This is a genomic window from Mesorhizobium sp. ArgA1 (assembly GCF_053714375.1).
This window is the reverse complement of sequence record NZ_JBSKBQ010000002.1, coordinates 275,920-290,270: the sequence shown is the minus strand read 5'-3', so window position 1 is coordinate 290,270 and position 14,351 is coordinate 275,920. Positions and strand designations below refer to the sequence as shown.

General features: G+C 62.4%; 16 protein-coding genes. 8 read left to right on the top strand and 8 right to left on the bottom strand.

What is annotated here, in order from left to right; all coding sequences use genetic code 11:
• Positions 1–11: 11 nt before the first annotated feature.
• Both ACWGTI_RS08770 and ACWGTI_RS08765 read right to left on the bottom strand, forming a co-directional pair.
• Positions 12–944: a substrate-binding domain-containing protein gene (locus ACWGTI_RS08770; RefSeq protein ID WP_112565674.1), complete on the bottom strand. Its 933-nt coding sequence runs from the start codon at positions 942–944 to the stop codon at positions 12–14.
• A gap of 388 nt (positions 945–1,332) precedes the next feature.
• Entirely contained in the window at positions 1,333–2,490 is a 1,158-nt protein-coding gene (locus tag ACWGTI_RS08765; RefSeq protein ID WP_454586733.1) for a fumarylacetoacetate hydrolase family protein, read from the bottom strand.
• 178 nt (positions 2,491–2,668) lie between these two features.
• On the opposite strand from ACWGTI_RS08765, the gene ACWGTI_RS08760 reads away from it, so the two are divergent.
• The 6 genes from ACWGTI_RS08760 (at position 2,669) to ACWGTI_RS08735 (ending at position 8,723) form a co-directional block, all read left to right on the top strand.
• Positions 2,669–3,952, top strand: a complete 1,284-nt coding sequence (locus ACWGTI_RS08760; RefSeq protein ID WP_454586732.1) for an NAD(P)/FAD-dependent oxidoreductase — start codon at positions 2,669–2,671, stop codon at positions 3,950–3,952.
• A 96-nt stretch (positions 3,953–4,048) separates the two neighbouring features.
• The gene (locus ACWGTI_RS08755; RefSeq protein ID WP_454586731.1) at positions 4,049–4,936 is read left to right on the top strand and encodes an ABC transporter permease; all 888 of its coding nucleotides are present in this window, start codon (positions 4,049–4,051) and stop codon (positions 4,934–4,936) included.
• Positions 4,933–5,757, top strand: a complete 825-nt coding sequence (locus ACWGTI_RS08750) for an ABC transporter permease (protein WP_454586730.1) — start codon at positions 4,933–4,935, stop codon at positions 5,755–5,757. Before ACWGTI_RS08755 ends, ACWGTI_RS08750 begins: the two co-directional genes overlap by 4 nt.
• 26 nt (positions 5,758–5,783) lie before the next feature.
• The gene (locus ACWGTI_RS08745) at positions 5,784–6,872 is read left to right on the top strand and encodes an ABC transporter substrate-binding protein (protein WP_454586729.1); all 1,089 of its coding nucleotides are present in this window, start codon (positions 5,784–5,786) and stop codon (positions 6,870–6,872) included.
• A 173-nt stretch (positions 6,873–7,045) separates the two neighbouring features.
• A complete protein-coding gene (locus ACWGTI_RS08740; protein ID WP_454586728.1) occupies positions 7,046–7,654 on the top strand; it encodes a cupin domain-containing protein in 609 nt (202 codons plus the stop codon).
• Complete coding sequence (locus ACWGTI_RS08735) at positions 7,644–8,723, top strand: ABC transporter ATP-binding protein (RefSeq protein WP_454586727.1); 1,080 nt, start codon at positions 7,644–7,646, stop codon at positions 8,721–8,723. Before ACWGTI_RS08740 ends, ACWGTI_RS08735 begins: the two co-directional genes overlap by 11 nt.
• A gap of 464 nt (positions 8,724–9,187) precedes the next feature.
• Here the strand turns inward: ACWGTI_RS08735 and ACWGTI_RS08730 are convergent, their stop codons facing one another.
• Positions 9,188–9,892 carry an SOS response-associated peptidase gene (locus ACWGTI_RS08730; protein ID WP_454586726.1) on the bottom strand — a complete coding sequence of 235 codons (705 nt, stop codon included), beginning with the start codon at positions 9,890–9,892 and terminating at the stop codon, positions 9,188–9,190.
• A gap of 188 nt (positions 9,893–10,080) precedes the next feature.
• On the opposite strand from ACWGTI_RS08730, the gene ACWGTI_RS08725 reads away from it, so the two are divergent.
• A complete protein-coding gene (locus ACWGTI_RS08725) occupies positions 10,081–10,434 on the top strand; it encodes a SnoaL-like domain-containing protein (protein WP_454586725.1) in 354 nt (117 codons plus the stop codon).
• 97 nt (positions 10,435–10,531) lie between these two features.
• Here ACWGTI_RS08725 and ACWGTI_RS08720 read toward each other — a convergent pair whose 3' ends face one another.
• Genes ACWGTI_RS08720 through ACWGTI_RS08710 form a run of 3 tightly spaced genes read right to left on the bottom strand, consistent with a single transcriptional unit; the run spans position 10,532 to position 11,933 of the window.
• Positions 10,532–11,011: an SRPBCC family protein gene (locus ACWGTI_RS08720; RefSeq protein ID WP_454586724.1), complete on the bottom strand. Its 480-nt coding sequence runs from the start codon at positions 11,009–11,011 to the stop codon at positions 10,532–10,534.
• Positions 11,008–11,364: an ArsR/SmtB family transcription factor gene (locus tag ACWGTI_RS08715; protein WP_454586912.1), complete on the bottom strand. Its 357-nt coding sequence runs from the start codon at positions 11,362–11,364 to the stop codon at positions 11,008–11,010. Before ACWGTI_RS08715 ends, ACWGTI_RS08720 begins: the two co-directional genes overlap by 4 nt.
• Positions 11,364–11,933: a dihydrofolate reductase family protein gene (locus tag ACWGTI_RS08710; protein WP_454586723.1), complete on the bottom strand. Its 570-nt coding sequence runs from the start codon at positions 11,931–11,933 to the stop codon at positions 11,364–11,366. Before ACWGTI_RS08710 ends, ACWGTI_RS08715 begins: the two co-directional genes overlap by 1 nt.
• Positions 11,934–12,102: 169 nt before the next feature.
• Between ACWGTI_RS08710 and ACWGTI_RS08705 the strand changes: the two genes are divergently transcribed.
• On the top strand, positions 12,103–12,438 hold the full coding sequence (locus ACWGTI_RS08705) for an ArsC family reductase (protein WP_454586722.1): 336 nt from the start codon (positions 12,103–12,105) through the stop codon (positions 12,436–12,438).
• 238 nt (positions 12,439–12,676) lie between these two features.
• On the opposite strand, the gene ACWGTI_RS08700 is transcribed toward ACWGTI_RS08705, so the two are convergent.
• Both ACWGTI_RS08700 and ACWGTI_RS08695 read right to left on the bottom strand, forming a co-directional pair.
• A complete protein-coding gene (locus ACWGTI_RS08700; RefSeq protein ID WP_454586721.1) occupies positions 12,677–13,030 on the bottom strand; it encodes a DUF488 domain-containing protein in 354 nt (117 codons plus the stop codon).
• 24 nt (positions 13,031–13,054) lie between these two features.
• Complete coding sequence (locus ACWGTI_RS08695) at positions 13,055–14,311, bottom strand: aminopeptidase (RefSeq protein ID WP_454586720.1); 1,257 nt, start codon at positions 14,309–14,311, stop codon at positions 13,055–13,057.
• Between the last annotated feature and the right edge of the window lie 40 nt (positions 14,312–14,351).

Here is a 14,351-nt window from a genome sequence, read left to right as displayed (position 1 = left end):
CCAAGTCTGGATTACTTGCCGGACAGGATGTCGTCGTAGACCTGCGCAGTGTCCTTTTCATAGAGCGCGCCGGTGATGACATTGAAGCCCGGAGGAATGCCGGAGGCAGCCATGTTGGCGAGCGACAGTGCGACGTAGCTGGTCGCCTGCGGGTCCTGCCATTGGCCGGCATTGACGTAGCCGGTCAGCACTTCCTGGGTGGTGTCGAGCGAGTTGCCCCAGCCGACGACCGGGATTTCGCCCGGCTTGATGCCGGCCTGGTCGAACACCCGCTTGATCGAGCCGGTGACCAGATCGCCAAGGCCGATGATCGCCTTGACCTTGGCTTTGTTGGCGGTGAGGTAGTCGACCATGCGGTTGATGGCTTCGGCCTGGTCGAGCGTCGCTTCGGTGATCTCATAAGTGATCCCGAGCGGCTCGAAGACGCTCTTGATGCCTTCCTCTTCCTGGACGCCATAGGTGGCGCCAGGGATTTCGACCGGCATCCAGACGAAGTCGCCCTTCTTCACCAGGCCCTTGTCGACCAGATACTGTGCCCAATGCTTGCCGAAGGTGACGTTGTCGCCGCCGACATAGGCGTTGAAGCTGGCCTTCGGATCTGGCGTGTTGAAATTGATGATCGGGATCTTGGCGGTGTTGGCCTCCTTGGCGATCTCGATCAGGCTGCCCGGATCGGGGCTGGTGGTGACGATGCCGTCGGCCTTGGCCGAGATCGCGGCGCGTACCGCTTCTTGCTGCGAGGCGACGTCGCCGTTGTGGAACGAGGTGTTGACGGTGTTGCCGGTATCCTTCGCCCATTGCTTGGCGCCGGCCAGGAAGTAGGTCCAGACCGGGTCGGCCGGGCCGCCATGCGAAATCCAGTAGAACGTCTTGGCTTGCGCCGCCGCCGGAATGGCCAGCGCCACAATCAAGCCAAGCACGAGTAATCGTAGCCTCGTCAGCATTTGCTTTCCTCCCATGTTGAAAACGACCTCCACGTCCGGCGATGATCCGGGCCATGGCCCGATCATATCCTCCTGCCAGCGCCGACCCGGATGCTCAGAGCATCTTCTTTTCCGGCCGATGGCAAGCCTCCATCCGCCCAATGGATGGTGGCGCGATGCAACACGCCATCAGCGATCCCATCAGATCGCATCAGTTCGTGGAGATATTTCCCGGCAGGCGGGCGGTGCTGAAGCTCAGGCGTGCAGATTTTCGTGAAGGCGCGCGGCCCGGCGGTTCCGCAGCAGCTTGACTAACCGGTCGAGCGCCAGGGCAAGTAGCATCACGGCACCGATCATGAGGGGCTCCATGTGGCCTCGATGCCGAACAGGGTCACGCCGCTCAAAATAATCAGAGAAGGCCGACCTTGGCGAGATCGCGCATGAGATGGCTGGCGCCGTACGTCCAGTGCGGGCAATCGGGCGACAGAAGCACGCGATTGACCAGCGCGCCGAATTTTTCCGACGAGATGGTGACGACGTCGCCGACCTTGTGGGTGAACCCCTTGCCCTTTTCGCCGCGGTCCTTCGACGGCACGAACATGGTGCCGAGATAAAGCGCCAGCCCATCCGGATACTGGTGGTGCGGCCCCATGGCGGCCGCCACCAGCTCTTCCGGCGAGCGGCTGATCTCGGCCATCGAACTCGCGCCCTCCAGCGAAAACCCGTCCTCGCCCTCGACCTTGAGGCGCACGATGGCCTGCTTTACGTCGTCGATGGAGAAGGTTGCGTCGAACAGCCGGATGAACGGACCGAGTGACGCCGAGGCGTTGTTGTCCTTGGCTTTGCCCAGCAGCAGCGCCGAGCGCCCTTCGACATCCCTGAGATTGACGTCGTTGCCGATGGTGGCGCCGACGATGCTGCCGGTGCTGGCGGCGATCATCGCGATCTCCGGCTCCGGATTGTTCCAGGTAGACACCGGATGCAATCCGACATCGGCGCCGAAGCCCACGGACGCCATCGGCTGGCATTTGGTGAAGATCTCGGCATCGGGGCCGATGCCGACTTCCAGATATTGCGACCAGGCGCCACGCTGGATCAGCTTGGCCTTGATCTCCATCGCTTCCGGCGAACCTGGCTTGAGCTTCGACAGATCGTGGCCGATCAGCCCGGCGATGTCGGCGCGGATGGCATCGGCCTTTTCGGCCGAGCCGCGCGCCTGCTCCTCGATGACCCTTTCGAGCAGGCTGACGACGAAAGTCACGCCCGACGCCTTCACCGCCTGTAGGTCGACGGGCGAGACCAGATAGGGCTTGCCCGGATCGCGGGTGGCCTGAAAACTGTTGGCGGCAATCGCGTCGAGCGAGCCGATCGCTTTGCCCTTGGCAGATCTGACATAGCCGGCCGGATCGTTCATCTCGCAGACGTCGCGCACGGTCGGAGCGGTGGCGGAGGTGATGTCGAAGACCGTACCGTCGCGCACCGTGACCACCAGCGGATGCGAGGCATCGCTTGTCTTGGCGCGGCCGATGAAGAGCCCGTCGGCGGGAAGCTGCGTTGGGTTCGTCATGACTTACGGTCCTTTGAATTGTCGAACTGGCCGGAACGGCGCGGCACTTTCACCGGATTCCGGGCAAAGGTCTATCCCGTGGCGCAGCCAATTGTCGGTGCTGACATGAAGCGTGCTCTTTCAAAAAAATGAAATCACTACTAGAATTTTCATTTCCCGCCCTACGCCAGGTGAATCATTGCCCGCGCCATTCTCCATTCCGATCTGGCAAAAGCCAAAGACCGCATCCGCATTCCAGTCGCTGATTCCCAACGGCAAGCCAGTCGATGTTGTCATCGTCGGTGGCGGTTTTATGGGCTTGTCGACGGCCTTGCATGCCGCGCGGCTTGGCCTCGGCGTCCAGGTGCTGGAGGGCGGCGAGATCGGTCAGGGTGCCTCGGGTCTCAATGGCGGCCAGGTCATTCCCGGCCTGAAATACGATCCCGAATGGCTGCTCGAGCATTTCGGCCCCGAGCGTGGCCAGGCATTGGTCGATTTCGCCGCCTCGACGGCGGATACGGTGTTCGACCTGATCCGTGACGAAAAGCTGGCGGTGCCGTTCACGCGCAATGGCTGGATCCAGGCCGCGCACACCGAGACCGCTTTGAAAGCAGCAGCGAACCGGGATCGGCAATGGCGCGCGCGCGGCGCCGATGTCCAGCTCCTGCGCCAAAGCGAGATCGCGGCGATGACCGGCGCGCAAGGTTATCTCGGCGGCTGGCTCGATCGCCGCGCCGGGATCATCGATCCGCTCGCCTACACGGCGGAACTCGCGCGCATCGCCGCTGCTGCCGGCGTCAGCATTGCCGAGCGACATAAGGTGCTGAAACTCGCTAAGGACGCCGGCTTGTGGCGCGTTTCGGTAGAAAACGGCACCGAAGTGCGGGCCAAGGCTGTTGTTCTGGCGACCAACGCATATACCGGCGGGCTGCTGCCGGATCTCGCCGAGACGATCGTGCCGCTGCACTCCTTCCAGATCGCGACGGCGCCGCTGTCGTCCAACCTTGCGGCGACAATCCTGCCGGAGGGACAAGCGGTGTCGGACTCGCGTCGCATCCTGGTCTACTATCGCAAGAGCGCCGACAGCCGGCTGGTGCTTGGCGGACGCGGCCGCATGGCGCTGCCGACTAGCCCGGCCGACTGGGCGCATCTGGAGCGGGCGCTGACAAGGCTCTATCCGGCGCTGTCCGGGGTCCCCATCGAAAAGCGTTGGTTCGGCCGCGTGGCGATGACGCCGGATCATCTCCCCCACATCCACGAGCCCGAAAAGGGCTTGCTCGCCGTGGTCGGCTGCCAGGGCAGGGGTGTCGGCCTGATGAGCGCGTTGGGAAAACGCATGGCGGGCTATGTGGCGAACGGCGATGCCAACCAATTGCCGTTCCCGTTGTCGCCGATCCGGCCGATCCCGTTCCACGCCTTCCGGCAGGTCGGCGTCGCCGCGACCATCGCCTGGTACCGGATGCTGGATGCCTTCGAGCGCTGATCCTTATCCGGCCGTTGAACGCCGGTGGATTTAGCTTGACAGTTTCAGGAATATGAAAAAAGCTAAATCGATTTCATATTTCCGTTGAGCAGCTTGATGTCGACCATCGTTGCAACAGAAGCGCCGGCTGAGTCCGCGTCGTCCCGAGGCTTCCGCTTCGCCATGTTGCTGCCGGGTGGGCTGGTCACGTTCTTCCTGATCCTGTTTGCCCTTGGCCTGGTGCTCTTCCTCGCCCTTCGCGGCAATGACGGTTCGCTGCTCGGCGCCGGTTTCACGGCAGACAATTTCATCACCGTGGTCGCCGATCCGCTCTACTGGACGGTGACGCTGCGCTCGCTGGTGATCGCCGGACTGGTGACGCTCGCAACCGTCGTCACCGCCTATCCCGTCGCCTACTATCTCGCCTTCCATGCCGGCCGCCGCCGCGGCCTGCTTTTGTTTCTGGTGACGCTGCCGTTCTGGACCAGCTACCTTCTGCGCGTCTTCGCCTGGAAGATCGTGCTTGCCTACAATGGCGTCTTGAACTCGGCGCTGATCGAAAGCGGCATCTGGTCCGAGCCGACCCTGGCCTTTCTCAACACGCCGGCTGCGGTCGTTGTCACTTTGGCGCATGCCTATGCGCCCTTCGCCATCCTGCCGATCTATGTCGCGCTGGACACCATTCCGAAATCGCTGCTCGAAGCCGCTTCCGACCTCGGCGCCAGACCCTTCACCGCGTTTCGCCGCGTTGTGCTGCCGAACTCGATGCCAGGCGTGCTGGCGGCAGCCCTTGTCGTCTTCGTGCCGACGGTCGGCGACTATGTCACCCCGGCCATGGTCGGCGGCCCCGCCAGCACCATGATCGGCTCGCTGATCCAGTCTCAATTCGGCAAGGCCAATGACTGGCCGTTCGGCGCCGCACTCTCCGTCGCCGTGATGCTGGTCATCCTCTGCGTGGTGCTGGTCGTGCGCTTCGCCGACCGCAAATTCGGCAGCCGCACATGAGCGGGGCGCGCACCGAAGGCGGTCGCTGGCTTGGCGTCTACGTCATCGCCTATCTCGTCTTTCTCTATCTGCCGGTTCTGCTGATCCCGCTGTTTTCGTTCAACAACTCCATCCAGGCCGCGTTTCCGCTGCAGGGCTTCACGCTCGAATGGTATGCCACGCTCTATGGCAATCCGGCGCTGTCCGGCGCGCTTTTGAACAGCCTCGTCATCGGCGTTGTGGCCGCTGCCGGCGCGACGCTCTGCGGCATCACCGTGTCCTATATGGACCTCTACGGCCGCTCGCCGCTGGCCGCCACGATCAGCGCCATCTCCAGGCTGCCGATCCTGATCCCGGGCGTTATCGTCGGCATATCGCTGCTTATCCTCGTCAATCTCATCGGCCTCGGCCCGTCGCGCATCGCCATCGTTCTCAGCCACATACTGGTGGCGCTGCCGACGACGGTGGTGATCATGCGCAGCCGCTTTGCCGCCATCCCGAAAACCATCCGCGAGGCCGCACTCGATCTCGGCGCTTCCGACTGGACCACGTTCAGGCGGGTGATGCTGCCGCTCGCGCTGCCGGCCATCATCTCGGCCTTCATGCTGGCATTCCTGATCTCCTTCGACGAGTTCATCGTCGTCTTCTTTCTCGCCGGCACCGAGCCGACGCTGCCGCTCTACATCTGGAGCCAGCTGCGCTTCCCCCGCTCGCTGCCGACCGTGATGGCGCTGGGGACAGCGATCCTCACCGTGTCCTTCATCATCGCCGGCCTGGCCGAAATCCTGCGCCATCGCGGCCTTAATGCGGCCCGTCGGCCCGCGCCCGCCAATCCAGCCTGAACCATAATCAAGAGAGGAGAACCGAAATGGCATACAATGTGAAATCAATTACTGGGCTGAAATCGATCACTGGAAAGACAGCCCGCACCGGGCTTGCCGCACTTGCAATCGTCCTGTCGTCGACCGTCGCCTTCGCCGCCGACAAGCTGCAATATTTCACCTGGTCGGGCTACGAACTGCCCGACTTCAACAAGAGCTTCCTGACAGCCCATCCCGATGGCGTCGAGGCCTCGATCTTCGGCGATGACGACGACGCCTTCACCAAGGTCAAGGCCGGCTTCCGCCCCGATATCGCGCATCCCTGCTACGACAAGGTGGCACGCTGGAACAAGGAAGGCCTGCTGCAGCCGATCGACACCAAGCGTATCAAGAACTGGGATTCGATCTTCCCGGTGTTCAAGAACCTGCCCGACATCCAGGCCGGCGACGGCAAGGTCTGGATGGTGCCGTGGGATTGGGGCAACACCTCGATCCTCTACCGTACCGATCTGGTGAAGAACCCGGAAGCGAGCTGGAATCTTCTTTGGGACAAGCAATATGCCGGCCGCATGGCAACGATCGATGCCGTGCACGACACCCCGATCGTTGCCGCGCTGCTCGCCGGCGTCAATCCATTCGACATGACGCCGGAGCAAATGGACAAGGTGGCGGAAAAACTGCGCGAGCAGCGTCCGTTGCTCTCCAACTACACCACCGACATGACCTCGGTCGAACAGGCGCTGGCCAGCGGCCAGCTGGTCGCCGCCATGACCTGGAATGCGTCGGCCACCTCACTGAAGAAGCAAGGCGTGCCGGTCGAGTTCATGAAGCCGAAGGAGGGCATGCTGACCTGGGCCTGCGGCTTCGTCATGCTCAAGGACGCCAAGAACGTCGACCTCGCCTATGACTTCATCAACAGCCGGTTGGATGCCGACTCAGGTAAGTACCTGATCCAGTCCTACGGCTATGGCAGCTCGCTCTCGACAGCCTTTGCTGGTGTTGCGAAGGACGAACTGGACAAGCTGCAACTGCCGTCCGATCCGGAAGTGATGCTGAAGTCGACCATCTTCACCGGCCCGATGAAGCAGAACGACGATGTGGCGAAGATGTTCGAGAAGGTGAAGGCTGGGGGATAAGCTCCCCCTTCTCCCCTTGTGGGAGAAGGTGTCGCCGAAGGCGACGGATGAGGGGTGTTCCAGCGGAGTGAGGCGCTGGTTTTCCCTGGAACACCCCTCATCCGTCTCGGCGCTATCGCGCCGATCCACCTTCTCCCACAAGGGGAGAAGGGAAGGGAAACAAGGACCAACTGATGGACATGCTCGACGAAGCCGCCGCAAAACCCAAGGACGATGCCGACATCCGCGTCGGCCGGCGCGTGCGGGCGCTCAGGCTGGAGCGCAATCTGTCGCTGGCCGAGCTTGCGTCCAAGGCCGGCGTGTCGATCGGGGCGCTGAGCCAGATTGAGCGCGGCTTGTCTTCGCTGCGCGTCAAGGTGATCTGGCCGCTCGCCGCCGCCCTCGACATCGAGCCTTCGGCGCTGATCACCGACGGCAACGATGCCGGCAACGACCTCTATTGCGTGCGCGCCGACAAGAGGCGGCAGATACCGGTCAAGTCCGAAGGCATTGCCAAGGCGCTGCTGTCGCCGCCGGGCGCGACGCTGACGGGTCTGCTTGTAACTGTGGAAGCCGATGGCGGCACCGCCGAGGCCTATGCGCATATCGGGCACGAGTTCGGCTACGTGCTGTCGGGCGAGGTCGAACTGGTGGTGGATTCGACAAGATATGTGCTGAAGGTCGGCGACTCCTTTGCCTTCAAGAGCACGCTTCTGCATGCCTTCCGCAATCCGGGCACCGAGCCTTGCCAGATCCTCTGGGTCAACACCACGAAACCGTCCGAGGTGCGCGATGGCGCCTGATCCTCTCGTCCGGCTGCGGGCGGTCTCGAAGGTTTTTCCCGGCGGCATTGTCGGGCTCGACGCGGTCGATCTCGACATCATCAGCGGCGAGTTCATCACGCTGCTTGGTCCCTCCGGCTGCGGCAAGACCACCAGCCTGCGCGTCATTGCCGGTTTCGAGAGCCCGTCCAGCGGCAAGGTGCTGCTCGACGGCCGCGACATCACCGGCTTGAGGCCCTTCGACAGGCCGGTCAACACCGTGTTTCAGGACTATGCGCTGTTCCCGCATATGAACGTCACTGAGAATGTCGGCTTCGGCCTGTCGCTGCGCAAGCTTTCGGGCAGCGAACAAGCCAAACGCGTCGGAGAGGCGCTCGATATGGTAGGCCTCGCCGACAAGATCGGTGCCCGCGTTTCCGAACTGTCGGGCGGCCAGCGCCAGCGTGTCGCTCTTGCCCGCGCCATCGTCTGCGAGCCGCGCGTCCTGTTGCTCGACGAACCGCTGTCGGCGCTCGACGCACATCTGCGCGAACAGATGCAGGTCGAACTGAAGCGGCTGCAGTCGCGGCTCGGCACCACCTTCGTCATGGTCACCCACGACCAGACCGAAGCGCTGTCGATCTCCGACCGTATCGTCGTCATGAACAAGGGCCGCATCGAGCAGATCGCGCCGCCGGCCACCCTCTACGACCGTCCGGCGACGAAATTCGTGGCAAGCTTCATCGGCACCATGAACCTTTTGCAGTCGCGCTTTGTCGGCCGCGATGGCGCGCGGCTTCGGTTCACCGCCAGTGGCCTGCCGCTGGAAGCGACGTCCGAAACCGGCGAGCTGCCGGGCGAAGGCGCCATGCGCACCATCGGCGTGCGTCCCGAAGATTTGCTGGTGGCGACCGAGGCCGCCGCCGGCACAGCGCCCGTGCGTGTCAACTCGGTCGTCTTTCACGGCCGCACCTTGCGCCTGCACGCCGAGCTCGAAAAAGGCGCACCGATCGTGATCGACGCCCCACGCCAGGGTTTTCAGTTCAGCGTCGGCGACATGGCGCATATCAGTCTGCGCCGTGGCGCCAACTGTCCTATGCTCGCCAGCTGATCTCCTCGTCTCAGCCCTGAAGGCGCCACCCTGGTCACCGGTCGACCGCAGCCGCCGGCTGTGAACAAAAAGACCATGGAACTAAGTAGGAATTGACTCGGCAAGGAATACATTCCTAGTTTGGCCGATGCCGGAACTCAGCAGCCGACCGCGCCGAAATGTGCAGACCTTGTGCCTCGCACACGAAGTCGGGCAGCTCGTCCGAGTCCGGTGCCGGAACTGCAACATTACGCGGCACTATCTCCCCGGCGATCTCGCAAAGCTGGTCGGAGATATACCTTTTTGGGACGTGGAACGGCACATGCGGTGCGAGCGCTGCAAAGGTCGGGAGCTTGACGCCGGCATCATCCTTCCTAGCGCAGCCGAACGTCTGAAAATTCGTGTTAGACGCCTTGTCGAAATCCGCATGGTTCGTCGGGTGATCTGGCGGGACGAAGATTGAGCATAGCGGCTGACATGCCGACCTAGAACAAAGACCCCTGAGCCGCCGACTGCTGCGGAAATTTGATCTGTGTTGCCGGCTTGTCGACGATCATCAGAGCGTCGTCAGGCGCTGTCCGCTGCAAATGCCGTGCTTCTGACCATGGAGCTGTCAACCAGGCCTCAGTGTCTTCCGGCGTCGTCAGGATCACCGGCATGGCCTTCTCATGAATTGGCGCGATGAGGGCATTAGGCTTGGTTGTCATGAATGCGTATAGCTCGAAATCGCCGGGACCATCCTTGACCCTTCGCACGCCCTGCCAAGGCGTCCAGAAACCACCGAAGAAAAACAGCGGTCGGCTTTCGTCACGGGCAAACCAGTAATTGCGCTGGATCCCTGTTTCCGGGTCTTTGTCGTTCGGTGTCGGGCTAGGTTCGGCAAAGCTGGTCACCGGGACCACACATCTGTGCCCGACGCCGACATACTGCTGCCAGTGCGAATATTGCGGATTGCGAACGTTGGTCGTGCCGTAGTCGGCCTTGCCTTTCATGCGCTCAGGCGGCGTTGGCAAACCCCAAAGCAGTTTCGCCAGCTCACGCCCCCCGTCCGTCGTGTTGCGAACGACAAGGCCCGGCTGATTGGGATAGATGTCGACTGACGGCTCAAGGTTGCCGCTGATATCGCGCAGTGTGCGCGTCAATTGGCGGACCGCCTCTTGCGTCGTCGTGATGTTGTAGAGGTTGCACATGCACCTAGCATTGCGGACTTGACTTGTGTCTGCAACCGGCGTCGCCGTCGGCGCCCGCCCAAATCGCCGTCACATAGCCGCGCTATACCTATCGTCCTGACACACGCTGTCAGCTATCTAGCTGCCTGACTGTGGCGGACCGGCAAGCGCTTCCCTACTTCGAGTGAGTCTGAACAGGAGGAACACACATGACCATCGCGGATATTGCCAAGGATTTCACCGAATTGCTCCAGCAGGGCGATCACCTGGGTGCTGGTGAGAAATACAATGCCGATGATATCGTCAGCCTCGAAGCCATGGAGGGGCCAATGGCCATCGCCCGCGGCAAGGAGGCTCTCAGGCAAAAGGGCGAGTGGTGGCAAGCGAACAATGAAGTCCATGGCGGCTCGGTCGAGGGCCCCTATGTCAACGGCGACCAGTTCGCCGTGCGCTTCAAGTTCGACATAACGCCCAAGGCGACAGGCGAGCGTGTCACCATGGACGAGGTTGGCGTGTACACGGTCAAGAACGGCAAGATCACCGAAGAGCGCTTCTACTATTGAGGTGCTAATGAGGCCGGACCCGGCTTCCAGTTCACTTCGCTGCATAGCCCAAAAATCAGGCGGCCGGGACAACGTCCCGGCTGCCATGTGAAAAAGCTCAAATCGTCTTCACATACTGCGCCAGCTGATCGGCCACCGTGCCCCAGCCGTCGAAGAAACCCATCTCTTCATGGTTGTCGCGGGTGGCGGCATCGCGGTGGATGGCGGTGGCCGTGTAGCGCGTGCCTTTGCCGTCCGACTGGAGCGAAATGACCGCCGTGATAAAGGGCTCGCCTGATGGCCGATAGCCTGGCAGCAGCGCATCGGTCCACACCAACCGCTCGTTCTCAACGATGTCGAGATAGCAGCAACGGCGGTCGTTGATCTCTGTGCCGTCGGGCGACTGCATGCGTGTGCGGAACAGCCCGCCGGGCCGCAGATCGATCTCGCAATCAGTGATCAGCCAGGGCTTTGGCGTGAACCACTGCTTGACATGCTCCGGCACCGTCATGGCTCGCCACAAGAGTTCGCGCGGCGCGTCGAGCTTGCGCTCCAGGGTCAGATCCAGTCTGGGGTCGAGCTTGAAGGGATAGCTCACTTTTCCTGCTCCTTGAGGCTCATCACATAGGCATCGAACTGGTCGAGGCGGCGCTCCCAAAGCGTGCGCTGTTCGGTTAGCCAGTTTTCGGCAAGCTGTAGCGGCTCGGGCGCCAACTGGTAGGTCCTGGTACGGCCGATCTTTTCCGATCGCACCAGCCCGCAGCCTTCCAGCACCTTGAGATGCTCGATGAAGGACGGCAGCGCCATCTCGAAAGGCTGCGCCAGTTCGCTGACCGAGGCCGGGCTGCGGTTCAGCCGCTCGACCACGCGCCGCCGCGTCGGGTCGGCCAGCGCGCGGAAGATGCCATCGATCGGCGGAAGGGTTGGCGTGGTGGGTTGCAGACCGGTCATCACGATGCCCGCTCCACGTGATAGGTGAGCACCACGGCCCCATTGCCGAAGGTACAGGTGTCGACCAACTTGAGGTCGGTCGCATCCTCCGTCCTGTCGAAAAGCTGCGCGCCGCTGCCGAGGATGACGGGGAACACCATCAGCCGATATTCGTCGACGAGATCGTGCTGCTTGAGCGCGTTGACCAGCATGCGGCTGCCGCCAACCACGATATCGCCCTTCGTCTCCCATTTGAGTTTGCGGATCGCGTCCATCGGCTCGCCTTGCAGGACGGTCGTGTTGTTCCAAGCCGGGTTCTTCAGCGTCGAGGAGACGACATATTTCGCCATGCCGTTCATCCGGTCGGCGAATGGGCCCTTGTAGGTCGGCCAACTGCCGGCGAAGCTTTCATAGGTCACCCGGCCGATGAGCAGGGCTTCGTGGTCCAGCACCTCCTGGAATTTGTATTCGATCATGCCGGCCTCGTGGCGCTTGCCGACCCAGTTGGTGTGGCGGTAGCCCGGCTCACCACCCGGCGCTTCCGTCACGCCATCGATGGATATCAATTCCGACACAACGATCCTCGCCATTACTTTTCCTTTCCCGATTTTTTGCAACACTTAGGAAAATTCCTTAGTAATGGCAAGCCTAAAAATGCGCTGGTGGCGGTCGCGATGCTGGCAAAGCGGGGAGGGCGGTTTTAGGCTGTCTGGCGGATACGACCGTCAGCCCAAGGGGAAGCGCATTTTGACCATCACAATGTACGGCATCACCACCTGCGACACGATCAGGAAGGCACGCACGTGGCTGGGGGGCCATGATGTGCCTTACCGGTTCCATGATTACCGGGCCGAAGGGATCGATGCAGCTAAGCTGGATGGCTGGGTCGGCAAGGTCGGATGGGAGCCGTTGCTCAACAAGGGCAGCACGACGTTTCGCGAGCTGGCCGACAAGGACAAGCAAGGTCTCGACGAGAAGAAGGCCAAGAAGCTGATGCTGGCCAACCCGACCATGATAAAACGGCCGGTGCTGGAGGTGGGGGACCGGATTTTGGTTGGGTTCAAGGCTGATGTTTATGAGGCGGCGGTGAAGTAGGGCGCGAGGCGTTGAAACAGCCAATCTCCCCCCTTGCGGGGGAGATGGCCGGCAGGCCAGAGGGGGGTGTGACGGATCGCCAACCTCGACAGATTGTTCCGGCGCATGTGGCTGCTGGTTGTCAGGCCGGAGGGACAGCACCCCCCTCTGCCTTGCCAGGCATCTCCCCCGCAAGGGGGGAAATTGGACGGCGCCGCGGCTTTCGCCAATCGCCAGCGTTTGCACGCCGTTGTTTGCTTCAGTCCTTCAAGAGATACCCCGCCAGCGCCACGGCGTTGTTATGCACTTCGTCATGCGCGCCGTAGAGCAGCGTCACCTTTCCTTCGCCGAACAGGGCACACAACTGCGCCACCACTTCGCCATTTGCATCCAGTTCAGCCCGATACCGCTCGCGAAATTCCGCCCAGCGCTCCGGCTCATGCCCGAACCATTTGCGCAGTTCATCGCTCGGCGCGATCTCCTTCAGCCATAGTGTCAACGCGGCGTCCTTCTTGGCGACGCCGCGCGGCCAGATGCGGTCGACCAGCACGCGCCGGCCGTCAGCTTTCGCCGGCGGCTCGTAGATGCGTTTAACCGCTATGTCGAAGGCCATTGCGGCTCCTTTGACCGCTAACGGTCAGGCCCACTCGCCCTTGCGCATCACCGGCACCTTGCGGCCGTCCTTGTGGACCCCATCAATGTCGATCTTGTCCGAGCCGATCATCCAGTCAATGTGGATGAAACTCTTGTTGCCGCCACGCTGGGCGATCTCGTCCTGGCTGAGCGAGGCGCCATCGACGAAGCATTTTGAGTAGCACTGCCCGAGCGCGATGTGGCAGGCGGCGTTCTCGTCGAACAGCGTGTTGAAGAACAACAGGCCGCTGGCCGAGATCGGTGAGGAATGCGGCACCAGCGCCACTTCGCCGAGACGGCGTGAACCCTCGTCAGTGTCGAGCACCTTCTTCAGCACATCCTCGCCCTTCGAGGCCTTGGCCTCGACGATCCTGCCGTCCTCGAAACGCACCGAAATATCGTCGATCAGCGTGCCCTGGTAGGAAAGCGGCTTGGTCGAGGAGACATGGCCGGACACCCGCCGTGCATGCGGCGTGGTGAAGACTTCCTCGGTCGGGATGTTCGGGTTGCAGGTGATGCCGTTCTTGGCGGTCGAGGCGCCGCCCATCCATTCATGGCCGTCGGCCAGCCCGACGGTGAGGTCCGTGCCCGGCCCGGTGAAATGCAGCGCATGGAAATTATGGCCGTTGAGCCACTCGGTGCGGCCGCGCAGCGCCGCATTATGCGCCGTCCAGTTTGCGATCGGGTCTTCCACATCGACCCGCGACGCCGAAAAGATGGCGTCGGCGAGCTTCGCCACCGCGACGTCGTCGGCATCGCCGGGGAAAACCTGTTTTGCCCAGGCAAGATCGGGATAGGCGATGATGTTCCAGTTGATGTCGAAGCCGGTGATCTTTTCCAGCGCCGGCTGGTAGGCCATCGAGTTCGCCTTGTTGGCGCGCGCCACCTTGGCCGGATCCTGCGCCGACAACAGCGACGGGTTTTCGCCGCGCACCGCAAGCCGCGCCGCATTGCCGGCGAAGGCTTTCGCCATGCCCTCATACATCCAGCCGGCAGCGCGGTCGAAGCCGGCATCCGCGCCGTAGCGGAAGCGCGCCAGCGTGATTTCGTCATCATTGAAGATCGGTGTCACCAGCCCGGCGCCGGCCTTGTAAGCATGCTCGACGATGCGCCTGGTCAGCGGCAGCGCCGCGATCGACGAGGTCAGCACCAGATCCTGCCCCGGCTGCAACTGCAGCCCGACCTTGATGGCGACTTCCGCCAGCCTGTCGAGCTTCACCGGGTCGATCGTTGCGGAAACGCCGCGCGAATGTGTGGTCATGATCCTGCCTGCCTTGGTCTGGGGGTGATGCTTCCAACAT